This is a genomic window from Kitasatospora sp. NPDC048365 (assembly GCF_043200835.1).
Lineage (GTDB): Bacteria > Actinomycetota > Actinomycetes > Streptomycetales > Streptomycetaceae > Kitasatospora > Kitasatospora terrestris.
The window spans coordinates 54,122-74,798 of the sequence record NZ_JBICYJ010000038.1; the positions used below are offsets into that span (position 1 = coordinate 54,122).

Sequence of the window (20,677 nt, forward strand, 5' to 3'; positions counted from 1 at the left end):
GCGACGGCCCCGGCTCCGGGGGCCGTCGGGGGCTCCCGGTAGTTTGTTCGCGACACTCGGCGAATAACCAGGTGTGGGCACCGGTGCCGCCGTGGTTGGCTGGCGCCGCCGCCCAGCCTTTCCACAGGAGCCAGCCATCAACACCGCCATACGCCGCACCGCCCGCCTGACCGTTGCGGCCACCGCGTGCGCCCTCGCCCTCACCACCGGCCTCACCGCCTGCGGCACCGTCAAGCAGCTCACCGCCGGCGAGAAGATCGCCGACGCGTTCGACAAGCTCGGCGACGGCAAGACCTTCAAGGCCGAGCTCTCCGTCGACGCCACCGCCGACCAGCTGGTCGCCTTCGGCAAGGCCGTCGACGACCCGATCGAGCGGAACGCCGCCGAGGCCCTCGCCGACCTCAGCCTCACCGTCTCGGTCAGCGCCAAGAAGCCGCTCAAGGACGTCGAGGACTTCAAGAAGGCCCAGGCCGGCGGTGACTACAACGCCCTCGCCACCAGCAAGGACGTCGACCTCGCGTACGAGATCGGCGGCAAGAAGAGCGGCAAGAACTACCTCGACTTCCGCATCGTCGGCGGCAAGGGCTACCTCAAGGTCGACGCCCGAGGCGTCGCCCAGCTGGCCGGCGAGCCCACCACCGGGATCGATGAGATGTCCGCCGCGATGCCGCCGTCCTTCAAGGTCGCCAAGGACCTGCTCGACGGCAAGTGGATCTCCTTCGACCCGGCCCTGATGGAGGAGCTCTCCAAGCAGGCCGAGAGCGCGACCGGCAAGGCCTCCGCCTCGCCCAGCGCGGTCCCGTCGCTCGACCCGAAGGCCGTCGAGGGCTTCGGCAAGGCGCTCAAGGACGTGTTCGCCAAGAACGTCACCCTGGAGGACCGCGGCGCCAGCGCCGGCCTGCAGCAGATCCACGTCTCCGCGAACGCCCGCCCGATCGTCGAGGGCTTCCTCAAGGCCGCGAAGCCGCTGGTCAAGGACCTCCCGACGGACACCCCGCTGCCCGACTCGGCGCCCGCCACCGTCCCCGACCGCAAGGTCGGCGCCGACGTCTACCTGCGCGACGGCGCGCTCTCGCACGCCACCTTCGACATCGCCCAGCTCACCGACAAGGCCGGCCCGGAGATCCACTTCCCGATCCGGATCGGCTTCGGCCGCGACGTCCCGGCGATCGAGGCCCCCGGCGGCGCCACCGAGGTCACCAAGAAGGACATCGAGGACCTCACCAAGGGCTTCGGCGAGATGGCCGGCGGCGACCTCGAGGACGGCGGCCCCACCACCGCCCCCGGCGACGCCGCACCGCTCACCGACGCCCAGCTCGCCGAGCTCGCCAAGCTCGGTATGAACCGCGAGCAGGCCAAGGCCATGAACGAGGCCGGCTTCACCTTCGAGGAGCTCAAGGAGTTCGTCCAGCTCAAGAGCTGACCGACCCCGCACCCACGGGCCGCCCTCCGGCGGGGAACGCGACGTCCGTTTCCCGCCGGACGGCGGCCCGCGCGCCGTCCACGATGGACCGCATGACCGAACTCGACGTCCGCCCCATCGCCCCCGCCGTCCTCACCGCCCTGCGCACCGCCGACGACGCCGGACGGCCCCCCGTCCACTCCGTCGACACCACCGGCGGCGCCCCGCTGCGCTGCTGCCTCGACCGCGCCCGCCCCGGTGACCGGATCGCCCTGCTCGGCTACGCCCCGCTGCGCCGCTGGGCCGCCGAGACCGGCACCGACCCCGGCCCCTACGACGAACTCGGCCCGGTCTTCGTGCACGCCGACCCCTGCCCCGGCCCCGCCGGCGGCTGGCCCGGCGCCATGCACAGCGGCCCGCGCGTGCTCCGCGCCTACGACGCGGCCGGCCGGATCCTGCGCGGCGTCCCCGGAGAGCCCGACGAGCTCCCCGCCCTGGCCGCGGAACTCCTCGCCGACCCGGACGTCGCCGTGGTCCACGTCCGGGCCCTCGCCTTCGGCTGCTTCATGCACGAAGTGCGGCGCGCCGCACCGGATCAGCCCCGCGCGTAGTCGGCGAAGCCGGTCCAGTCGATGACCACGCAGGCCTCGTCGCCGACCACCCAGGCGTCGTGCCCCGGCGCGCAGATCATCACGTCACCCGGGCCGAACTCCTCGCTCTGCCCGTCGTCCATCACGACCTTCATCCGGCCCGACACCATGTACCCCATGTGGGACGCCTGACAGCTCTCGGTCTTCGCGATCGGCTTCACGTGCTTCGACCACTGCCAGCCCGGCTCGAACACGGCGCGCCCTACCGCGCCGCCCTCCAGGTTCACCAGCGCCAGCTGCCCGGTCCCGCCCTCGAACGGGCGGACCTCCTCCGGCTCGTCAAGACTCATCCGCACCAGCCCGGCCATGACCGCTCCTCACCCTGTCACGAAGGGCGCCGCCACCGGCCGCGCCGGCATCCACGCGCCCCGCCGACCCCTCCAGTCTCCGCCCGCCCCCCGGCCCCCGCGAGGCGACGGGCCGACTGCAGCCGCCCCCCTCGCGCGATCGTCCACCGCGGGAGAGCACCGGCGCCACCCCGCCCGCAGGGCCGTAATCCCTTGCCCCCGGGCGGAGTTGCAGGACGTCGTACGCGCCGCCTCGTCCCGGGCCGACGACGAGAGTTCGACGTACGGACATGATCACGCGCGGAGGCTGTCGCAGCGGCGCCGGCCGGGGTACGGCTCGGTGGTTGTGCAGCGGGCTGTGGGGCCTCGGGGCCACTAGGCTCAGGAGTATGACCGAGCACCAGCTTTCCCAGGGCTTCGAGACCCTCGCCATCCACGCGGGTCAGGAAGCGGACCCCCAGACCGGGGCCGTCGTCACGCCGATCTACCAGGTGTCCACGTACAAGCAGGACGGGGTGGGCGGCCTGCGGGGCGGCTACGAGTACAGCCGCAGCGCCAACCCGACCCGGACCGCGCTGGAGGAGTGCCTGGCGGCGCTGGAGGGCGGCGCCCGGGGCCTCGCCTTCGCGTCCGGCCTGGCGGCCGAGGACACCCTGCTGCGCACGATCCTCAAGCCGGGCGACCACATCGTGATCCCCAACGACGCGTACGGCGGCACCTTCCGGCTGTTCGCCAAGGTGCTGACCCGCTGGGGTGTGGAATTCTCCGTCGCCGACACCCACCACGTGGAGAAGGTGCGCGAGGCGATCCGTCCCAACACCCGCGCGGTGTGGGTGGAGACCCCGTCCAACCCGCTGCTGGGGATCACCGACCTGACCGCGGTCGCGGAGATCGCGCACGCGGCGGGCGCGCTGCTGGTGGTGGACAACACCTTCGCCAGCCCGTACCTGCAGCAGCCGATCGCGCTCGGCGCGGACGTGGTGGTGCACTCCACCACCAAGTACATGGGCGGCCACTCGGACGTGGTCGGCGGTGCCCTGGTGGTGGCCGAGGCGGGCCTGGCCGAGGAGGTGGCCTACCACCAGAACGCGATGGGCGCGGTGTCCGGCCCGTTCGACGCGTGGCTGGTGCTGCGCGGCATCAAGACGCTGGGTGTCCGGATGGACCGGCACAGCTCCAACGCCGAGCAGGTCGCCGAGCTGCTCACCCGCCACCCGAAGGTCAGCCAGGTGCTCTACCCGGGCCTGGCCGAGCACCCGGGGCACGATGTCGCCGCGAAGCAGATGAAGGCGTTCGGCGGCATGGTGTCGTTCCGGGTCGCGGGCGGCGAGGAGGCGGCGGTCGAGGTCTGCAACCGCGCGCAGCTGTTCACCCTGGGCGAGTCGCTGGGCGGTGTGGAGTCGCTGATCGAGCACCCGGGCCGGATGACCCACGCCTCGGCGGCCGGCTCCCCGCTGGAGGTGCCGGCCGACCTGGTGCGCGTCTCGGTCGGCATCGAGTCGATCGACGACCTGCTCGCCGACCTCCAGCAGGCGCTCGGCTGACGGGGGGGTCGGCTCTCGGGCCGAGGGTTCGCCGGGTTCGCCGGGTGCGGTTCAGCTGCGCCCGGCGAAGCGGTTGAGCGTCTCGGCGAGCCGCTCGGTGGGTGGGGCCGCGATGCCCGCCTCGCCGTGGTCGTGGGTGGAGGTGGTGACCAGCAGGTCGACCTCCTGGGCGAGCCGTTCGGTGGGCGGGGCGGCGTTCTGGGCGATCTTCGCCATCGCGGCGAACAGGTTGGCGGCGTCCGGGCCGGTGGCCTCCATCCGGGAGGCCTGCTCGTACCAGAGCTGGGCCTCGCGCAGTTCGCCCCGGTACAGGTGGTGCAGGTAGAGGCAGAAGGCGGCGGTCCGGTCGTCGGCGCCGCCGGCGAAGCGCCACCAGTACTGGGCCCGGACCGGGTGGCCGGTCAGGTAGAACAGGCAGCCGAACACCCGGGCGCCCTGGCGCTCGATGGGCGAGTCGTCGGACCGGGCCAGCCGGGAGAAGTTCCCGGCGGCCATGGGTTCGTTGATGACCAGCCGGGAGACCTTCTCCAGGGTGTCGCGGACGTGCTCGCGCTTGTCCCACCAGTGCGGCGGCCGCTGGCCGCCCTCCGCCCGGCGCCCCGCGTCGGCGGCGAGCCGGCGCAGCCCCGCCGGGGCGTCGGCCGGGCCGGGCGGGGCGGCCCGCAGGCGTCGGACGAGGAGTTCATCGATCCTGCGGTCGTCGTACGTCTTCATCGTGGTCCCCCGGGTAGTGGTTGTCCGACAGGTGCAGCTCGGGCACCAGGACGGCGAGCCGTTCCCGCGCCTTGCGCGCGTGGTAGTCGACCGTGCGGGTGCTGAGGCCGAGCAGCCAGGCGATCTCGGTGACCGGCCGGCCCATGACGTACTTCAGGACGACCACGTCGAACTGGCGCGGGGGCAGCTCGGCGATGCGGCGGAAGAGGTCGTGGTCGCCGACCTGGGCGGCGAACCACTCGCGGCTGAGCAGCATCGCCCGGGCGAAGGTGATCCGCTCGGTGAAGGTCGGGTCGGCGGTGGAGCGGCGCAGCTCGTAGCCGATGGCGGAGCGCAGCACGTCCCAGCAGTGCGCGGACAGGTTGGGCTCGACGAGGACCTCGTCCCAGGTGCTGAGCAGGTAGAGGAAGACCTGGTGGACGAGGTCCGCGGCGGTCGCCGGGTCGCCGATCCGGCGCTGTGCGTACTCGAGGTAGACGTCCAGGTGCCTGAGGTAGAAGGCCTCGAAGTCCAGCGGGAGTTCGGTGACCTGGACGGCGCCGGGCCGGTGCGGCGGCCGACCGGGCGCAGGGGTGCTGTCCATCTGACTCATTTCGCGAGCGCGGCGCCGGGTTCCGCGGTTTCCGCGGGTTCCGTGCGCCGGAGTCGGGTTGTTCCTCCGTCCCAGCTAAGCGAAATCGTCGGTCCTGCACTCATGCCCACCAGTCGTTTCTCTGTTCCCTTCGTGCGCGTGGGCACGCTGCGTCACCGGCGCCCCGGGGCCCGCCGGGAGAGTGCGTGGTGGCGGGCGCCGGGCGCCGTTCACGCAGTGATCGTCACCGCTCGCGCTGCGTCACCGGTGTGGCGCAGATCACAGCTTTCGGTCGGTCGAGTACGACTCGAGGGAGTCGTTGAAGCGGGCCAGCAGCCGGCAGAACGCCCGCTGCTCCTCGGACGGCCAGTCGGCGGTCAGGCTGCGGATCAACTCCTCGCGGTCGGCCCGGACTTCGGCGAGCCGGCGGCCGCCGAGCGGGGTCAGGGCGAGCCGGACGGTGCGACGGTCGGCCGGGTACGGGACGCGGCCGACCAGGTCGGCGCGGACCAGCGGGGCGGCCTGCCGGGTGACCGTGGAGGAGTCGATGCCGAGCGCCTCGGCCAGGGCCTTGACGTTGGCCGGGCCGTGCCGGGCGAGGTGGTCGAGCAGCAGGTAGCCGGCCCGGTCCAGGGCGCCCACCGCGCCGTGCCGGGCCTGTTCCATCCGTCGGGCGAACAGCGCCACCTGGTACTGGAGTTGGGTGTGGAGGGGGTCGTTGCTGCCGGGGTCGTGGGGCGAGGGTGTCGTCATCGCGGCTCACGTTCGGGGGTGCGGTGAGGGTGCTTCGTACGGCGGGACCGGGCGGCGCGGAGTGCGGGGTTCGGCTGGCGTGTGCCCAGCAGCGTACGCGCGGCGGGCAGCGGCGGGAACAACCCGCGCTTCACGGGCCCGGGGCCCGGACCCGGCTAGCCTGAGCCGCATGCAGAGTTGGCCGATCACCGTGGACGACGTCCGGGGCGCCCAGAAGATGCTCGCCGGGATCGCCCGGGTCACGCCGATGGAGAGCAGCCGGTACCTCTCCGGGCTGGTCGGTGCGCCGGTGCACCTCAAGTGCGAGAACCTGCAACGCACCGGTTCGTTCAAGCTGCGCGGCGCGTACGTGCGGATCGCCGGGCTGTCGCCGGTGCAGCGGGCCGGCGGGGTGGTGGCGGCGAGCGCCGGCAACCACGCGCAGGGCGTGGCGCTGGCGGCCTCGCTGCTGGGGGTGCGCTCGACGGTGTTCATGCCGGTCGCGGCGCCGCTGCCGAAGGTGTCGGCGACCCGGGACTACGGCGCCGAGGTGCGGCTGCACGGCTCCACCGTGGACGAGGCGCTGCAGGCGGCGCAGCGGTACGCGGACTCCACCGGCGCGGTGTTCATCCACCCCTTCGACCACTGGGACGTCATCACCGGCCAGGCGACGATGGGCCTGGAGATCCTGGAGCAGTGCCCGGAGGTGCGCACGATCCTGGTCGGGGTGGGCGGCGGCGGGCTGCTGGCGGGGATCGCGGCGGCGGTGAAGCCGCTGCGGCCGGACGTCCGGGTGGTCGGCGTGCAGGCGGCCGCCGCCGCGGCGTACCCGCCCTCGCTGGCGGCGGGCCGGCCGGTGTCGCTGGAGCAGTTCTCCACCATGGCGGACGGGATCATGGTGGGCCGTCCGGGCGACATCCCGTTCGAGGTGATCAACACCCTCGCGGACGGGGTGCGGACGGTCTCCGAGGACGCGCTGTCGCGGGCCCTGCTGGTCGGCCTGGAGCGGCTGAAGCTGGTGGTGGAGCCGGCCGGGGCGAGCCCGATCGCGGCGCTGCTGGAGCAGTCTGAGGCGTTCGAGGGCCCGGTGGTTGCGGTGCTGTCCGGCGGCAACATCGACCCGCAGCTGATGCAGCGGGTGCTGCGGCACGGCCTGGCGGCGGCCGGCCGGTACCTGTCGCTGCGGGTGCGGCTGGCGGACAAGCCGGGCGCGCTGGCCGACCTGCTGGGCGTGCTCACCCGGGTGGACGCCAACGTGCTGGACGTGGCGCACGTGCGGATCGACCCGCGGCTGGGCCTCACCGAGGTGGAGGTGGACCTGCACCTGGAGACCAAGGGGCCGGAGCACTGCGCGTCGGTGGTCTCGGAGCTGCGGGACGCCGGGTACGTGGTGGGCCAGTAGTCGGTGGGCCGGCAGCCGGAAATCGCTTGACGCGATATATCGCGTACTGCCAGCATCTCGCGATGTATCGCGAGCTTTGGCATGCGCCGGTTCGGGTACCACAGATCAGGACAAATCACCCTAATCAGGAGATGAGGCAGGTCCATGGCGCCAGCCATCCAAGCCGAGAACCTGGTGAAGACCTTCGGCGACGTCCGCGCTCTCGACGGAGTGAGCCTGGACGTCCCCGAGGGCACCGTGCTCGGGCTGCTCGGCCCGAACGGCGCCGGGAAGACCACCACCGTCCGGGTCCTCACCACCCTGCTCCGCCCGGACTCCGGGCAGGCCGTGGTGGCCGGCGTCGACGTGCTCAAGCACCCCAACAAGGTGCGCAGCCTGATCGGCCTCTCCGGCCAGTACGCGGCGGTCGACGAGTACCTGACCGGCCGGGAGAACCTCCAGATGGTCGGCGAGCTCTACCAGATGAGCAGCCGCGACGCGAAGGCCCGCGCGCTGGAGCTGCTGGAGTGGTTCAACCTCACCGAGGCGATGGACCGCACCGCGAAGACTTACTCCGGCGGCATGCGGCGCCGGCTCGACCTGGCCGCCGCCCTGGTCGTCCGGCCGCCGGTGATGTTCATGGACGAGCCGACCACCGGCCTCGACCCGCGCAACCGCCTGGCGCTGTGGGAGGTGATCGAGACCCTGGTCGCCCAGGGCACCACGCTGCTGCTCACCACCCAGTACCTGGAGGAGGCCGACCGCCTCGCCAACGACATCGCGGTGGTCGACCACGGCAAGGTGATCGCCCGCGGCACCGCGGACGAGCTCAAGGCCCAGATCGGCGGCGAGCGGATCGAGGTCGTGGTGCACGACCGCGACCTGGTCTCCGAGGCGGTCGCCGCGCTCGGCCCCTACGCCAAGGGCGACCCGGCGGTGGAGAAGAACACCCGGCGGATCACCGTGCCGATCAGCGGCGGCGCCAAGGTGCTCGCCGACGTGATCCGCGAACTGGACGCCCGCTCGATCGAGATCGACGACATCGGCCTGCGCCGCCCCACCCTCGACGACGTCTTCCTGTCGCTCACCGGCCACGTCACCGCGGGCGAGGACGAGACCGACGACGGCGACGGACAGGCCGCCGACCACAAGGGCCGCCGCGGCAAGGGGAAGGACGCCTGAGATGACGACCACCGCGAGCACCTCCACCGAGCACGCCATCGGCCAGGCGCAGGTCCGGCACCGCACCGGTGTCGCCGCGACCCTGCACGACTCCTGGGTGGTGGCCAAGCGCAACCTGCGCCGGATGACCCGGATCCCCGAGATCGTGGTCTTCGGCCTCATGCAGCCGGTCATGTTCGTGCTGCTGTTCTCGTTCGTCATGGGCGGCGCGATCCAGATCCCCGGGACGACCGCGAGCTCCGACGCGTACACCCAGTTCCTGATGGCCGGCATCTTCGCCCAGACCGTCACCTTCGCGGTCGCCGGCGCCTCCGCCGGCATCGCGGAGGACATGACCAAGGGCCTGGTCGACCGCTTCCGCTCGCTGCCGATGGCCCGCGCCGCGGTGCTCACCGGCCGCACCTTCGCCGACCTCGTCCAGACCGCCTTCACCCTGCTGGTGCTGGCCCTGGTCGCGCTGCTGGTCGGCTGGCGGATCCACGAGGGCGTCCTCAAGGCGCTCGGCGCGTTCGCGCTGCTGCTCCTGCTCGGCTACGCCTTCTCCTGGATCGGCGCGCTGATCGGCCTCTCGGTGCGCAGCCCCGAGGCGGCCACCTCGGCCGGTCTGATCTGGCTGTTCCCGCTGACCTTCATCTCCAACGCGTTCGTGCCGATCAGCTCGATGCCGGGCTGGCTGCAGCCGATCGCCTACTGGAACCCGTTCAGCGCCACCGTGCAGGCCTGCCGCGACCTCTTCGGCAACCAGGTCGGCCCGGTCGACGACGCCTGGCCGATGCAGCACGCGGTGCTGGTGTCGGTGGTCTGGTCGCTGGTCATCATGGGCGTGTTCTCGTGGCTGTCGGTGCGCAAGTACCGCTCCGCGGTCGGATAGGCGCTGGCCGCTCCGCGGCCGGGCAGGCGCAGGCCGCTCCGCGGTCGGGCAGGGAAAAGCGAAAGCGGCCGTCCCCCGCACGGGGGACGGCCGCTTCGGCGTGTCGGGGGGCTCAGCCGGTGAACGGCTTGGCGTCGACGATCTTCACGGTCGCCTTCCTGCCGTTCGGCAGCTCGTACGTGGCGTCCTCGCCGACCGCCTTGCCGGTGATGGCGCGGCCCAGCGGCGACTGCGGGGAGTACACGTCCAGCCCGCCGTCGACCACCTCGCGGGAGGCGAGCAGGAACTCCATGGTGTCGTCCAGGTCGCCGTCGAAGGCGACCTTGACCAGCATGCCGGGCGCGACCACGCCGGAGTCGGCCGGGGCCTCGCCGACCTTGGCGCGCTCCAGGATCTGGGTGAGCTGGCGGATCCGCGCCTCGCCCTTGCCCTGGTCGTCCTTGGCCGCGTGGTAGCCGGCGTTCTCCTTGAGGTCGCCCTCCTCGCGGGCGGCCTCGATCTTCTGGGCGATCTCGATGCGCCAGGGGCCGCTCAGCTGCTCCAGCTCAGCCTTGAGCTTGTTGTAGTGGTCCTGAGTGAGCCAGGTCACGTCATCGCTGGTCTGGGTCACAGGTGCTCCTCGTCGGTGCTGGCGGTGCTGAGGGGTTTTGGTCGTCAGCAGTGCGGTGTCGGGCGGCATTACAAAGCAACGCCCGCTTCCGTGCCGCTCGGCTCGGAAGGGGCGAAACCACGAGCCTAACAATTTCCGGGGGCCGACGGGAGTCTCCGTTCCCGCCCGCTCCCTCGAATATGCGCCCGAACGGGTGAGACGCGCAAAGGCCTGGTCAGCCGCGCGGCGTGCAGCCCAGCAGCTGGGCGGTGGTGCCGCGGGCGGTGGTCCGCAGCGTCACCACGGCGCTGTAGCGGTCGCCCTCGGCGGGCACCGGGAAGTCGTACTGGCCGACCACGCCGCCGTCCTCGCCCTGCGAGCGGACCGTGCACACCCCGGCCGTCCCCTCGCGCTTGCTGACCGACAGCTGCAGCTGCAGCTCGCTGTCCGAGACCGCCTGGAAGGTCGGCACCGAGCCGTTGATCGCGGTCTCCCGCAGCAGGTACGAGGTGCCCAGCCAGCCGACCAGGCCGAGGAAGAGCACGCCGCAGACGATCGCGGCCGTCCGCAGCCGGCGGTCCGCCTCCTGATCGGTGCGGCGGCTGTACCGGCCCTCGGGGAGGGTCGTAGTGCTCTGGTCCATGGCGGGCTCGGTCCTTTCGACGAGGACGGGTCCGCCTGCCGGGGGAATGGACGCGCCCTTCAGTCCGTCACTATAGGAGGGGCACGTCCGCGCCGGAGGCGGCGGGGGAGGCCGCCCGACGAACCGGACATACCTGGAAGGAACCAGGCGTTGACTGAGCAGTTGCGACTGATGGCGGTGCACGCCCACCCGGACGACGAGTCCAGCAAGGGCGCCGCCACCATGGCGATGTACGTGTCGCAAGGGGTGGAGGTGCTGGTCGCCACCTGCACCGGCGGCGAGCGCGGGTCGGTCCTCAACCCGAAGCTCCAGGGTGACAAGTGGGTCGAGGAGAACATCCACGAGGTCCGCCGCAAGGAGATGGACGCCGCCCGGGAGATCCTCGGCGTCCAGCAGGCGTGGCTCGGCTACGTCGACTCGGGCCTGCCCGAGGGCGACCCGCTGCCGCCGCTGCCCGAGGGCTGCTTCGCCCTCGAGGAGGTGGAGGTGGCCGCCGGCGCCCTGGTCAAGCTGATCCGCGAGTTCCGCCCGCACGTGATCACCACGTACGACGAGAACGGCGGGTACCCGCACCCCGACCACATCATGACCCACAAGATCACCGTGGCCGCCTTCGACGCGGCCGGCGACCCCGAGGCGTACCCCGAGGCCGGCGAGCCCTGGCAGCCGCAGAAGCTGTACTACAACCACGGCTTCCCGATGCAGCGGCTGCGCGCCCTGCACGCCTACCTCACCGACAACGGCCACGAGTCCCCGTACGGCGAGTGGATCGCCGGCTGGGAGAAGAGCGGCCGCAAGGAGCGCGAGATCACCACCCGGGTGAAGTGCGACGACTTCTTCGAGATCCGGGACAAGGCGCTGATCGCCCACGCCACCCAGATCGACCCGGACGGGCCGTGGTTCCGCGTCCCGCTGGACGTCCAGCGCGAGGTGTGGCCCACCGAGGACTACGAGCTGGTCCGCGCCCACGTCGACACCGACCTGCCGGAGAGCGACCTCTTCGCGGGCCTGCGCAAGTAGCCCCTGCGGTACCCCGGTGACCCGGCCCCCGCGGGGCCGGGTCACCATGGAGGAATGAGCACCCCCATGAACCTGTCGTACCTCGCCCTCGACGAGGCCAAGGTGACCCCCGGCCTGCTGGGCTTCGTGGTCTTCGCCGTCCTCGGCGTGGCCACCTGGTTCCTGCTGAAGTCGATGAACACCCGCTTCAAGAAGATCGACTTCGTCGAGGAGCCCGAGCAGCCCAAGGAGTAGCCGCTCCGCCCGCGGGATGCGCAAGGATGGGGGCATGCCGAACCGTCTCGCGGATGCGACCTCGCCGTACCTGCTGCAGCATGCCGACAACCCGGTGGACTGGTGGCCCTGGGGGCCCGAGGCCTTCGCGGAGGCCGAGCGGCGCGGGGTGCCCGTGCTGCTGTCGGTCGGCTACGCGGCGTGCCACTGGTGCCACGTGATGGCGCACGAGTCCTTCGAGGACAAGGCGGTCGCCGAGTACCTGAACGAGCACTTCGTCGCGGTGAAGGTGGACCGCGAGGAGCGGCCGGACGTCGACGCCGTCTACATGGAGGCGGTGCAGGCGGCGACCGGGCAGGGTGGCTGGCCGATGACGGTGTTCCTGACGCCCGGCAAGGAGCCGTTCTACTTCGGGACGTACTTCCCGCCGCAGCCCCGGCACGGGATGCCCGGCTTCCGGCAGGTGCTGGAGGGCGTCGCGGCGGCGTGGCGCGACCGGCGCGACGAGGTCGGCGAGGTGGCCGCCCGGATCCGCGCCGACCTGGCCGAGCGGGCCTCGGTGTACGCGGTGGGCAGCGGCGTGATGAGCGCCCCCGGCGAGGCCGAGCTGCACGGCGCGCTGACCGAGCTGGGCCGCAGCTACGACGCCAAGCACGGCGGCTTCGGCGGGGCGCCGAAGTTCCCGCCGTCGATGGTGCTGGAGTTCCTGCTGCGCTTCCACGCCCGGACCGGTTCCGGGGCGGCGCTGCAGATGACCGAGCAGACCTGCGAGGCGATGGCTCGCAGCGGCCTGTACGACCAGCTCGGCGGCGGCTTCGCCCGCTACGCGGTGGACGGTGCCTGGGTGGTGCCGCACTTCGAGAAGATGCTCTACGACAACGCCCTGCTGCTGCGGGTCTACCTGCACCTGTGGCGCGCCACCGGTAGCGGCCTGGCCCGCCGGATCGCCCTGGAGACCGCCGACTTCCTGCTGCGCGACCTGCGCACCCCGGAGGGCGGGTTCGCCTCCGCGCTGGACGCCGACAGCCTGGACGAGGAGACCGGCAAGCAGGCCGAGGGCGCCTACTACGTGTGGGAGCCCGGCCAGTTGGTCGACCTGCTCGGCCCGGCCGACGCCGCGACCGCGGCCCGGCTGTTCACGGTGACCGCCGCCGGCACCTTCGAGCACGGCACCTCCACCCTGCAGCTGCCGGTCGACCCGCAGGACGAGGCCGAGTACCGGCGGATCCGCGCCGCGATGTTCGAGGCCCGTGCCGCCCGCCCGGCGCCCGCCCGGGACGACAAGGTGGTCGCCGCCTGGAACGGCCTGGCGATCGCCGCGCTCGCCGAGGCCGGCGCCCTGCTGGACCGCCCCGACCTGGTCGACGCCGCCGAGCGCGCCGCCGACCTGCTGATCACCGTCCACCTCACCGCCGACGGCCGGCTGCTGCGCACCTCCCGGGACGGCCGGGCCGGCACCAACGCGGGCGTGCTGGAGGACTACGCGGACACCGCCGAGGGCTTCCTCGCGCTGTATGCCGTCACCGGCGACTCGGCCTGGCTGGACCTCGCCGGGGAGCTCCTCGACATCGTGCTGCTGCACTTCGCCGACACCGTCTCCGGCGCGCTGTACGACACCGCCGACGACGCCGAGCAGCTGATCCGCCGCCCGCAGGACCCCACCGACAACGCCGCCCCGTCCGGCTGGAACGCCGCCGCCGGCGCCCTGCTGGGCTACGCCGCGTACACCGGCTCGGAGCGGCACCGCACCGCCGCCGAACGGGCGCTGGCCATCGTCGGCGCGCTCGGCACCCGGGCCCCCCGGTTCACCGGCTGGGGCCTGGCCGTCGCCGAGGCGCTGCTCGACGGGCCGCGCGAGATCGCCGTGGTCGGCGCCGCCGACGACCCGGACCGGGCGCTGCTGCACCGCACCGCGCTCGCCGCCACCGCCCCCGGCGCGGTCGTCGCGGTCGGCGAACCCGGCCGCGAGGACGTCCCGCTGCTCGCCGACCGCCCGCTGCTGGACGGCCGCGCCGCCGCGTACGTCTGCCGCCACTTCACCTGCGACGCGCCGACCGCGGACGCCGGCGAGCTGGCCGCCCGGCTCGGCCGGACGGAGCGGTAGCCGTTGCTTCGTGGGCGGTGGCAGTAGGCGCAACACCGGCCGGAAAGCGGTGGTGGGCGGCGGCGCCGATCGGTTAGGGATGGACCCATGACGTGGACCATCACCGCATCCCTGGACGAGTTCCGGGCCGCCGCCGGGGAGTACCTGGCCGCGCACCCGGCCGAGAACACCGCGCTGCTGACCATCGCCGACCGGCTGGAGCGGAACGGGCTGAACGCCTTCGGCGCGCAGCCTCCCCGGTTCGGGTGGTGGCGCCCGCGGCCGGACGCCCCGGTCGACGGCGTCTTCCTGCAGACCCCGCCGTACCCGCCCAGACTCGGCCGCACCCCGGTCGGGGCCGGCGCCGCGCTCGCCGACGCCCTGCACGCCCGGGGCGAGGCGCTCGCCGCCGTCTCCGGGGGCAAGGCCGCGGCGCTGGCCTTCGCCGAGCGCTGGCAGCGGCTGACCGGCGCCGAGCCGGTCGTCCGCACCGACGAACGGCTCTACCGGCTCGACGGGCTGACGCCGCCCTCGCCCGCCCCCGAGGGCCGCTTCCGGCTCGCCCGGAGTGCCGACCGGGAGTTGCTGATCGAGTGGCTGATCGCCTTCGTCGCCGAGGCCGAGGTGATGGAACCCGACCTGGACGCCGCCGCCATCGTCGACCAGCGGATCGCCGAACGCAGCTGGCACATCTGGGAGTCGGCCGGCCGGCCGGTCTCGTTCGCCGGGGCCAGCCCGGTGATCGCCGGGATGTCCCGGATCGGCCCGGTCTACACGCCGCCGGAGCACCGCCGCAACGGCTACGCCGGCGCGGTGGTCGCCGGGGCCTCCGCGCACGCCGTCGCCGAGGGCGCCGGCGAGGTGCTGCTCTACACCGACCTCGCCAACCCGACCAGCAACTCCGTCTACCAGAAGCTCGGTTACCGCCCGGTCGAGGACTGCATCGTGCTGGATCTGAACTGAGCTACTCCCAGTCCCAGGCGATGCCGAGCAGGCAGGGCCGCAGCGCGGACGCCACCAGGTGCACGCAGTGGTGCCCGTCCAGGGTCAACTCCTCCGTCTCGTAGGGGGCTTCGCCGGGCTCCCGGGTCGCGAAGCGGGTGCAGCGGACCGGCAGCGCGTCCGGGTGGAAGCTGACCTGCAGGACGTACTGCCCGGCGCCCGCGTTGAAGCCGCGGACGTACTCCTGGCTGGCCTCCGCGGCGGGCGCGTCGTCGAAGCCGTACGACAGCAGGTGGGTGTCGCCGGTGCGCAGCCGGCGGTCCAGCAGGAGCTCGGCGACCAGCAGCTCGGCCGCCCGGTCGCGGCGGATCCGGCCGGGCCGGCAGTTCTCCTCGGCGCGGACGGTGACCCGTTCGATGTCGCAGCCCGGATCGCCCTGGTAGATCGCCAGGTAGCGGTCGATGCCGTCGCGGTGCGCGCGCAGCACGTGCTGCGAGTCGCGGCTGACCTGCCGCCGGTCCGCGCCGACCCGGATCCGCTCCAGGTGGGTGACGGTGTGCAGCGCGGTGCCCGGCGGCCCGGACAGGACGGCCAGCAGCCCGTCCACCGCCTCGGCCGGCGCGATCAGGTCCCGGTAGGGGCGGGTCGCCGGGGCGGCCGGGCCGGGCGCGGCCTGCCGGGGGCCCAGCAGCCGGGTCAGCGAGTGCGCGGGCAGCTCCAGCACCTCCTCCAGCGCCCGGACCGCGCGCAGCGACTCGGGCCGCTCGGGCCGGCGCCGGCCCTGCTGCCAGTAGCTCAGGCTGGTCACCCCGACCCGCACCCCGCGCTGGGCCAGGTGCTCGCGGACCCGGTGCAGCGCGAGCCCGCGGGCGGTGATCGCGGTGCGCAGGGCGAGGTGGAACGGCCCGGTGCGCAGGGCGGTCGCCAGGTCGGGCCGGTCGGCGTACGGCATCGGCACCTCCGGGAGTAGAGCGTGAATATTCACACCCGTGGGCGCCGTTGTCACCGGTCCCGGCGATTTCCGCGCTGCTCGCAGCTGCGCCGTTCACACCGGGACGTGACCCGTTCACATCCGAACGCCGGTGCAGGGAACGGACGTTGACCGGCACCGGTCAGCGCCGGATGCTCATCGGCAGCGCGTCCGGACGCCGCTGCCCCCACATCCCTCTCCTGCGCGAACGCAAGGAGGAAATCCCCCATGCCACGCACTCGGACCCGGCTGCGCCGTGCCGTCGCGGCGCTCGCCCTGGGCGTCCTCGCCCCCACCCTGACGGCGGTGACCACCGCCCCGGCCCAGGCCGCCCAGGCCGTTCCGGCCGCCGCCGCCGCGCCCGGCACCCCCACCGCCGCGGCCACCCTCGCCGGCACCTCACGCAGGCTCAACATCACCATGCAGCAACAGCAGCAGACCAACTGGTGCTGGGCGGCGAGCGGCAACACCATCGCCACCTTCTACGGCTACAGCTACAGCCAGAACCAGTTCTGCAACGCCGCCTTCGGCCGCTCGACCAACTCCAGCTGCCCCAACAGCCAGGCCACCCTCGGCGACGTCCAGAACGGTCTCAGCTGGATCGGCATCAACCCCGGTTCGTACGTCACCGGGTACCTGCGCTACACCACCGTGCAGGCCGAGGTGGACGCCAACCGGCCGATCGAGACCCGCATCCAGTGGAGCTCCGGCGGCGGCCACATGCACGTCGTCTACGGCTACGACACCGCCAACAACTGGGTCTACTGGGGCGACCCGTGGCCGTCCAACTACCGCTACAACTGGGCGGACTACTGGTACTACGTGAACAACAGCTCGTTCTCCTGGACCCACTCCCTGTACCGGATCGGCGCGTGAGGAGCGAGCCATGACCGATTACCGCAAGCACCTCGCCCGCACCGCCGCCGCCGCAGTCCTGGCGGCCGGCCTCGCACTCGCCGCCGCGCCGCTCGCCTCGGCGGCCGGCGGGCCGGCGCAGCCCGCCCCGCTCGCCGCCGGTGACCTGGCGGCCGCCCGGGGCGCGGCGCAGACCCCGGCCGTCCTGGACCAGCTGGGGCACTTCTTCGCCCGCAAGGGCGTCCCGCCGAACCAGCAGCTCGCGATCGGCGCCGCCGAGGAGGCCCGGGCCGCCGGCGAGGCGGCGCCGCGGCTGACCGGCGACACGGTGGCGGTCTACAGCCTCTCCGCCGAGTTCGTCGCCGGGCGCTCGGGCGCGGCGGTCGCGACGGCGGAGTTCGCCGCGACCACGGCGGTGGCCGCCGACGGGCAGCAGGCCTCGGTGTGGACCGTCCGGCAGGGTGCGTCCTGGAAGGTGGTGAACATCGCCTCCGGCGGCGACGAGGCCGGCTACGCCGCGAAGGCGGCGGCCGCCGGTGGCACCGCCTTCCGGGAGCCGCAGATCAACGCCTGGTACGTGCTGCGCGGCGACCGGGTGCTGCCGCTGGACGACGAGGCCCGCCGGTCCGTCGGCGAGGGCGGGACGAGCGTCGCCGGGTACCAGAAGCTGGTGCACCAGCGGTACGGCGACAAGCTGCCCGGCTCGGCGTACGACCGGGCCGGCAAGGGCGGCGGCTACGACGACGCGGCGGCCGACCGCGGCGGCGTCCTGCCGCTGGCCACGGCCGGCGCGGCGGTCGGCGTCACCGCCGTCACCGGGCTGACCGTCGCGCTCCGACGCCGCCGGACCTGACCTTCACACCGGCGCCACTGGTGTTGCCGCAACGTTGACCCCCCGTTCGCCCCGCCGGGTGCTGCACATGTCACCCTGGGTGGGGATGTATCTGATGCCCAATCAGACGACGGGGGGTCTTTGCATGGAGTTCGGTCCTGAGCAGTTCTGGGGCGGCGTGGCCGCGGTCGCCGCCGCCCTCGCGGTGGTGGCGGGCTACCTGCTGGGCGGCCCCCGGGTGGTCTGGGCGGTGTCCGCCGTGGAGGTGCTCGCGGTGATGGCGTACGTCGGCCGCCGCTTCAGCTCCAAGGCGCACGTGCGCAGGGCGGGCGACGGGCCCGACGCGGCGCACTGCGAGCGCTGCCGTCGGGCCCGGGAGCGGCTGGACGCCGCCTGAGCGGCGGGGCCTCAGGCCGCCGTGTAGGCGACGATCGAGATGCCCACGTACTGGACGACGAACGCGCCCAGGGTGAACGCGTGGAAGACCTCGTGGAAGCCGAACCAGCGCGGTGACGGGTCGGGCCGCTTGAGCCCGTAGACCACGCCGCCGAGGGTGTAGAGCACGCCGCCGACGATGATCAGGGTGAGTACGGCGGCGCCGCCCTTGTGCAGGAAGTCCGGCAGGAAGAAGACGGCGGCCCAGCCCAGCGCCACGTAGCAGGGCGTGTAGAGCCAGCGCGGAGCGCCGACCCAGAACACCCGGAAGGCGATGCCGGCGAGCGCGCCGCCCCACACCAGCCAGAGCAGGACCTGCTGCCGTGCCCCGTCCAGCAGCAGGATGGTGAACGGGGTGTAGGTGCCGGCGATGATCAGGAAGATGTTGGCGTGGTCGAGGCGCCGCAGCACGGCGTCGCCGCGCGGGCCCCAGGTGAAGCGGTGGTACACCGCGCTCACGCCGAAGAGCATCCAGGCGCTGACCGAGTAGACCACGCAGGCGACCGTGGCCGCCGTCGTTCCGGCCAGGCAGATCAGCACGATGCCCGCCGCGACGGCGGCCGGGAACATCCCGGCGTGCAGCCAGCCGCGCCACTTGGGCTTGATCAGAAGGGCTTCCGCAGCCCCGTCCGCTGTCGCTTCCGCAGTCATGGGCAGCATCCTACGGAACCGTAGGTTACTGGCCCGTAGTCAGTGGCGATCGTCACTTTTAGACGTTCTGGAGTGTTCGGGGCGGTCACCCGGGGGTCCGCGCGGTGTCATCAACCCCTCCGCAAGCCCGCCGATTCTGCCATTTCGTAGTAAAGATTGCGTCAGGCGCTCCATTTCGCCGAAGGGTGGGCTGGTGTACGGGGCTACGGTGTAAGCACCCTCAACCAACCGCGATGCCGTCTCCTGGCCGAGATGGTGTGAAACGGAGCGATCGTGTCCCTCGAGATCTCTGCGCTCGCCGAGTCCGCGCCCACCCGCCACCAGCGCCTGGTGGACTGGGTCGGCGAGATCGCCGAGTTGACCCAGCCGGACCGCGTGGAGTGGTGCGACGGCTCCGAGGAGGAGTACCAGCGCCTCGCGGACCTCCTGGTCGCCCAGGGCACCTTCACCAAGCTCGACGAGACCAAGCGCCCCAACTCGTACTACGCCGCCTCCGACCCCACCGACGTCGCGCGCGTCGAGGACCGCACCTTCATCTGCTCCGAGAAGGAGGAGGACGCGGGCCCGACCAACCACTGGAAGGCCCCCGCCGAGATGCGGGAGATCTTCGCCGGCGCGAACGGCCTCTTCCGGGGCTCGATGAAGGGCCGCACGATGTACGTCGTGCCGTTCTCGATGGGCCCGGTCGGCTCCCCGCTGGCCGCGTACGGCGTCGAGATCACCGACTCCGCCTACGTCGCCGTCTCGATGCGCGTGATGACCCGGATGGGCCAGGCCGTGCTCGACCAGCTCGGCGAGGACGGCGAGTTCGTCAAGGCCGTGCACACCGTCGGCGCCCCGCTGGCCGAGGGCGAGCAGGACGTGCCGTGGCCCTGCAACAGCACCAAGTACATCTCGCACTTCCCGGAGACCCGCGAGATCTGGTCCTTCGGCTCCGGCTACGGCGGCAACGCCCTGCTCGGCAAGAAGTGCTACGCGCTGCGGATCGCCTCGACCATGGCCCGCGACGAGGGCTGGCTGGCCGAGCACATGCTGATCCTCAAGCTCACCCCGCCGTCCGGCGAGGTCAAGTACGTCGCCGCCGCCTTCCCGTCCGCCTGCGGCAAGACCAACCTGGCGATGCTCCAGCCGACGATCCCGGGCTGGAAGGTCGAGACGATCGGCGACGACATCGCCTGGATGCGCTTCGGCGCCGACGGCCGGCTCTACGCCATCAACCCCGAGGCCGGCTTCTTCGGTGTCGCCCCCGGCACCGGCGAGGACACCAACGCCAACGCGATCAAGACGCTGTGGGGCAACACCGTCTTCACCAACGTCGCGCTGACCGACGACGGCGACGTCTGGTGGGAGGGCCTGACCGAGGAGGCCCCCGCGCACCTGACCGACTGGCGCGGCAACGACTGGACCCCGGCGTCCGACGCCCCGGCGGCCCACCCGAACGCCCGCTTCGCCGTCCCGGCCGCGCAGTGCCCGACCATCGCCCCCGAGTGGGAGGACCAGGCGGGCGTCCCGATCTCCGCCATCCTCTTCGGCGGCCGCCGGGCCACCGCCGTCCCGCTGGTCACCGAGTCCTTCGACTGGCAGCACGGCGTCTTCCTGGGCGCCAACATCGCCTCCGAGAAGACCGCCGCCGCCGAGGGCACCGTCGGCGAGCTGCGCCGCGACCCGTTCGCCATGCTGCCGTTCTGCGGCTACAACATGGGCGACTACTTCGCGCACTGGCTGAAGGTCGGCGCCTCGGCCGACGCCGGCAAGCTGCCGAAGATCTACTACGTCAACTGGTTCCGCAAGAACAGCGACGGCCAGTTCGTCTGGCCGGGCTACGGCGAGAACAGCCGCGTGCTCAAGTGGATCGTCGAGCGCCTGGAGGGCACCGCCGAGGGCGTCGACACCCCGATCGGCGTGCTGCCGACCGTCGACGGCTTCGACCTGGACGGCCTGGAGCTGTCCGCCGCCGACCAGGAGCTGCTGTTCTCGGTGGACGCCGACATCTGGCGCCAGGAGGCCGCGCTGGTCCCGGCCCACCTGGAGATGTTCGGCGAGCACACCCCGACCGAGCTCTGGGACGAGTACCGCAGCCTGGTCAAGCGCCTGGGCTGACCCGCACACG

22 protein-coding genes are annotated in these 20,677 nt (G+C 72.7%); 14 read left to right on the forward strand and 8 right to left on the reverse strand.

The features are described 5' to 3' along the window. Positions 1-91: 91 nt before the first annotated feature. Both ACGFX4_RS31035 and ACGFX4_RS31040 read left to right on the forward strand, forming a co-directional pair. Positions 92-1,423: a hypothetical protein gene (locus tag ACGFX4_RS31035; protein ID WP_393081355.1), complete on the forward strand. Its 1,332-nt coding sequence runs from the start codon at positions 92-94 to the stop codon at positions 1,421-1,423. Between the two features lie 92 nt (positions 1,424-1,515). After that, positions 1,516-2,013: a DUF1203 domain-containing protein gene (locus ACGFX4_RS31040; protein WP_393081358.1), complete on the forward strand. Its 498-nt coding sequence runs from the start codon at positions 1,516-1,518 to the stop codon at positions 2,011-2,013. On the opposite strand, the gene ACGFX4_RS31045 is transcribed toward ACGFX4_RS31040, so the two are convergent. Further along, positions 1,998-2,360, reverse strand: coding sequence for a cupin domain-containing protein (locus ACGFX4_RS31045; protein WP_393081361.1), 363 nt, complete (start codon positions 2,358-2,360; stop codon positions 1,998-2,000). The two genes, ACGFX4_RS31040 and ACGFX4_RS31045, sit on opposite strands and share 16 nt — an antisense overlap. Positions 2,361-2,728: 368 nt before the next feature. Between ACGFX4_RS31045 and ACGFX4_RS31050 the strand changes: the two genes are divergently transcribed. Continuing rightward, positions 2,729-3,883, forward strand: a complete 1,155-nt coding sequence (locus ACGFX4_RS31050) for a cystathionine gamma-synthase (protein WP_393081364.1) — start codon at positions 2,729-2,731, stop codon at positions 3,881-3,883. Positions 3,884-3,934: 51 nt separating this feature from the next. Here ACGFX4_RS31050 and ACGFX4_RS31055 read toward each other — a convergent pair whose 3' ends face one another. The 3 genes from ACGFX4_RS31055 to ACGFX4_RS31065 form a co-directional block, all read right to left on the reverse strand. Then, positions 3,935-4,597, reverse strand: coding sequence for a hypothetical protein (locus ACGFX4_RS31055; RefSeq protein ID WP_393081367.1), 663 nt, complete (start codon positions 4,595-4,597; stop codon positions 3,935-3,937). Further along, positions 4,566-5,180: a sigma-70 family RNA polymerase sigma factor gene (locus ACGFX4_RS31060; RefSeq protein ID WP_393081370.1), complete on the reverse strand. Its 615-nt coding sequence runs from the start codon at positions 5,178-5,180 to the stop codon at positions 4,566-4,568. The genes ACGFX4_RS31055 and ACGFX4_RS31060 overlap by 32 nt, the downstream gene beginning before the upstream one ends. 267 nt (positions 5,181-5,447) lie before the next feature. Further along, complete coding sequence (locus ACGFX4_RS31065; protein ID WP_393081372.1) at positions 5,448-5,921, reverse strand: MarR family winged helix-turn-helix transcriptional regulator; 474 nt, start codon at positions 5,919-5,921, stop codon at positions 5,448-5,450. Positions 5,922-6,090: 169 nt separating this feature from the next. Between ACGFX4_RS31065 and ilvA the strand changes: the two genes are divergently transcribed. The 3 genes from ilvA (at position 6,091) to ACGFX4_RS31080 (ending at position 9,334) form a co-directional block, all read left to right on the forward strand. Beyond that, positions 6,091-7,302: a threonine ammonia-lyase gene (gene ilvA / locus ACGFX4_RS31070; protein WP_393081375.1), complete on the forward strand. Its 1,212-nt coding sequence runs from the start codon at positions 6,091-6,093 to the stop codon at positions 7,300-7,302. Between the two features lie 144 nt (positions 7,303-7,446). Continuing rightward, positions 7,447-8,463 carry an ATP-binding cassette domain-containing protein gene (locus ACGFX4_RS31075; RefSeq protein WP_393081378.1) on the forward strand — a complete coding sequence of 339 codons (1,017 nt, stop codon included), beginning with the start codon at positions 7,447-7,449 and terminating at the stop codon, positions 8,461-8,463. A 1-nt stretch (position 8,464) separates the two neighbouring features. Continuing rightward, positions 8,465-9,334, forward strand: coding sequence for an ABC transporter permease (locus ACGFX4_RS31080; protein ID WP_393081381.1), 870 nt, complete (start codon positions 8,465-8,467; stop codon positions 9,332-9,334). A 112-nt stretch (positions 9,335-9,446) separates the two neighbouring features. On the opposite strand, the gene greA is transcribed toward ACGFX4_RS31080, so the two are convergent. Together greA and ACGFX4_RS31090 are read right to left on the reverse strand one after the other, a co-directional pair. Continuing rightward, a complete protein-coding gene (gene greA, locus ACGFX4_RS31085) occupies positions 9,447-9,944 on the reverse strand; it encodes a transcription elongation factor GreA (RefSeq protein ID WP_393081384.1) in 498 nt (165 codons plus the stop codon). A 214-nt stretch (positions 9,945-10,158) separates the two neighbouring features. Then, complete coding sequence (locus ACGFX4_RS31090; RefSeq protein ID WP_393081387.1) at positions 10,159-10,566, reverse strand: DUF4307 domain-containing protein; 408 nt, start codon at positions 10,564-10,566, stop codon at positions 10,159-10,161. 150 nt (positions 10,567-10,716) lie between these two features. Here ACGFX4_RS31090 and mca point away from each other — a divergent pair, with 150 nt between their 5' ends. The 4 genes from mca to ACGFX4_RS31110 all read left to right on the forward strand — a co-directional run bounded on the left by mca (position 10,717) and on the right by ACGFX4_RS31110 (position 14,845). Continuing rightward, positions 10,717-11,586, forward strand: a complete 870-nt coding sequence (gene mca / locus ACGFX4_RS31095) for a mycothiol conjugate amidase Mca (protein ID WP_393081390.1) — start codon at positions 10,717-10,719, stop codon at positions 11,584-11,586. 54 nt (positions 11,587-11,640) lie between these two features. Further along, the gene (locus ACGFX4_RS31100; RefSeq protein ID WP_393081393.1) at positions 11,641-11,820 is read left to right on the forward strand and encodes a hypothetical protein; all 180 of its coding nucleotides are present in this window, start codon (positions 11,641-11,643) and stop codon (positions 11,818-11,820) included. A 34-nt stretch (positions 11,821-11,854) separates the two neighbouring features. After that, positions 11,855-13,903, forward strand: coding sequence for a thioredoxin domain-containing protein (locus tag ACGFX4_RS31105; protein ID WP_393081396.1), 2,049 nt, complete (start codon positions 11,855-11,857; stop codon positions 13,901-13,903). 87 nt (positions 13,904-13,990) lie between these two features. Then, positions 13,991-14,845, forward strand: coding sequence for a GNAT family N-acetyltransferase (locus ACGFX4_RS31110; protein ID WP_393081398.1), 855 nt, complete (start codon positions 13,991-13,993; stop codon positions 14,843-14,845). A gap of 1 nt (position 14,846) precedes the next feature. On the opposite strand, the gene ACGFX4_RS31115 is transcribed toward ACGFX4_RS31110, so the two are convergent. Further along, positions 14,847-15,776: a hypothetical protein gene (locus ACGFX4_RS31115; protein WP_393081401.1), complete on the reverse strand. Its 930-nt coding sequence runs from the start codon at positions 15,774-15,776 to the stop codon at positions 14,847-14,849. 246 nt (positions 15,777-16,022) lie between these two features. Here ACGFX4_RS31115 and ACGFX4_RS31120 point away from each other — a divergent pair, with 246 nt between their 5' ends. The 3 genes from ACGFX4_RS31120 (at position 16,023) to ACGFX4_RS31130 (ending at position 17,878) form a co-directional block, all read left to right on the forward strand. Then, the gene (locus ACGFX4_RS31120) at positions 16,023-16,670 is read left to right on the forward strand and encodes a papain-like cysteine protease family protein (protein ID WP_393081404.1); all 648 of its coding nucleotides are present in this window, start codon (positions 16,023-16,025) and stop codon (positions 16,668-16,670) included. Positions 16,671-16,680: 10 nt separating this feature from the next. Continuing rightward, positions 16,681-17,502 (forward strand): hypothetical protein, encoded by an 822-nt coding sequence (locus tag ACGFX4_RS31125; protein WP_393081406.1) that lies wholly within the window; start codon positions 16,681-16,683, stop codon positions 17,500-17,502. 124 nt (positions 17,503-17,626) lie between these two features. Then, a complete protein-coding gene (locus ACGFX4_RS31130; protein ID WP_393081409.1) occupies positions 17,627-17,878 on the forward strand; it encodes a hypothetical protein in 252 nt (83 codons plus the stop codon). 11 nt (positions 17,879-17,889) lie between these two features. Here ACGFX4_RS31130 and ACGFX4_RS31135 read toward each other — a convergent pair whose 3' ends face one another. Then, a complete protein-coding gene (locus ACGFX4_RS31135) occupies positions 17,890-18,576 on the reverse strand; it encodes a hemolysin III family protein (RefSeq protein ID WP_393081412.1) in 687 nt (228 codons plus the stop codon). A gap of 264 nt (positions 18,577-18,840) precedes the next feature. Here ACGFX4_RS31135 and ACGFX4_RS31140 point away from each other — a divergent pair, with 264 nt between their 5' ends. Next, positions 18,841-20,667, forward strand: a complete 1,827-nt coding sequence (locus tag ACGFX4_RS31140; RefSeq protein ID WP_393081415.1) for a phosphoenolpyruvate carboxykinase (GTP) — start codon at positions 18,841-18,843, stop codon at positions 20,665-20,667. Positions 20,668-20,677: the final 10 nt, after the last annotated feature.

Bases quoted from the DNA above. Each gene is read 5' to 3' on its own strand.
- ACGFX4_RS31040 (WP_393081358.1), top strand. From the start codon at position 1,516: ATGACCGAACTCGACGTCCGCCCCATCGCCCCCGCCGTCCTCACCGCC.
- ACGFX4_RS31105 (WP_393081396.1), top strand. From the start codon at position 11,855: ATGCCGAACCGTCTCGCGGATGCGACCTCGCCGTACCTGCTGCAGCAT.
- ACGFX4_RS31075 (WP_393081378.1), top strand. From the start codon at position 7,447: ATGGCGCCAGCCATCCAAGCCGAGAACCTGGTGAAGACCTTCGGCGAC.
- ACGFX4_RS31055 (WP_393081367.1), bottom strand. From the start codon at position 4,597: ATGAAGACGTACGACGACCGCAGGATCGATGAACTCCTCGTCCGACGC.
- ACGFX4_RS31110 (WP_393081398.1), top strand. From the start codon at position 13,991: ATGACGTGGACCATCACCGCATCCCTGGACGAGTTCCGGGCCGCCGCC.
- ACGFX4_RS31130 (WP_393081409.1), top strand. From the start codon at position 17,627: ATGGAGTTCGGTCCTGAGCAGTTCTGGGGCGGCGTGGCCGCGGTCGCC.
- ACGFX4_RS31065 (WP_393081372.1), bottom strand. From the start codon at position 5,921: ATGACGACACCCTCGCCCCACGACCCCGGCAGCAACGACCCCCTCCAC.
- ACGFX4_RS31050 (WP_393081364.1), top strand. From the start codon at position 2,729: ATGACCGAGCACCAGCTTTCCCAGGGCTTCGAGACCCTCGCCATCCAC.
- ACGFX4_RS31090 (WP_393081387.1), bottom strand. From the start codon at position 10,566: ATGGACCAGAGCACTACGACCCTCCCCGAGGGCCGGTACAGCCGCCGC.
- ACGFX4_RS31120 (WP_393081404.1), top strand. From the start codon at position 16,023: ATGCCACGCACTCGGACCCGGCTGCGCCGTGCCGTCGCGGCGCTCGCC.
- ilvA (WP_393081375.1), top strand. From the start codon at position 6,091: ATGCAGAGTTGGCCGATCACCGTGGACGACGTCCGGGGCGCCCAGAAG.
- ACGFX4_RS31045 (WP_393081361.1), bottom strand. From the start codon at position 2,360: ATGGCCGGGCTGGTGCGGATGAGTCTTGACGAGCCGGAGGAGGTCCGC.
- ACGFX4_RS31100 (WP_393081393.1), top strand. From the start codon at position 11,641: ATGAGCACCCCCATGAACCTGTCGTACCTCGCCCTCGACGAGGCCAAG.
- ACGFX4_RS31060 (WP_393081370.1), bottom strand. From the start codon at position 5,180: ATGGACAGCACCCCTGCGCCCGGTCGGCCGCCGCACCGGCCCGGCGCC.
- ACGFX4_RS31135 (WP_393081412.1), bottom strand. From the start codon at position 18,576: ATGCTGCCCATGACTGCGGAAGCGACAGCGGACGGGGCTGCGGAAGCC.
- ACGFX4_RS31080 (WP_393081381.1), top strand. From the start codon at position 8,465: ATGACGACCACCGCGAGCACCTCCACCGAGCACGCCATCGGCCAGGCG.
- ACGFX4_RS31115 (WP_393081401.1), bottom strand. From the start codon at position 15,776: ATGCCGTACGCCGACCGGCCCGACCTGGCGACCGCCCTGCGCACCGGG.
- ACGFX4_RS31125 (WP_393081406.1), top strand. From the start codon at position 16,681: ATGACCGATTACCGCAAGCACCTCGCCCGCACCGCCGCCGCCGCAGTC.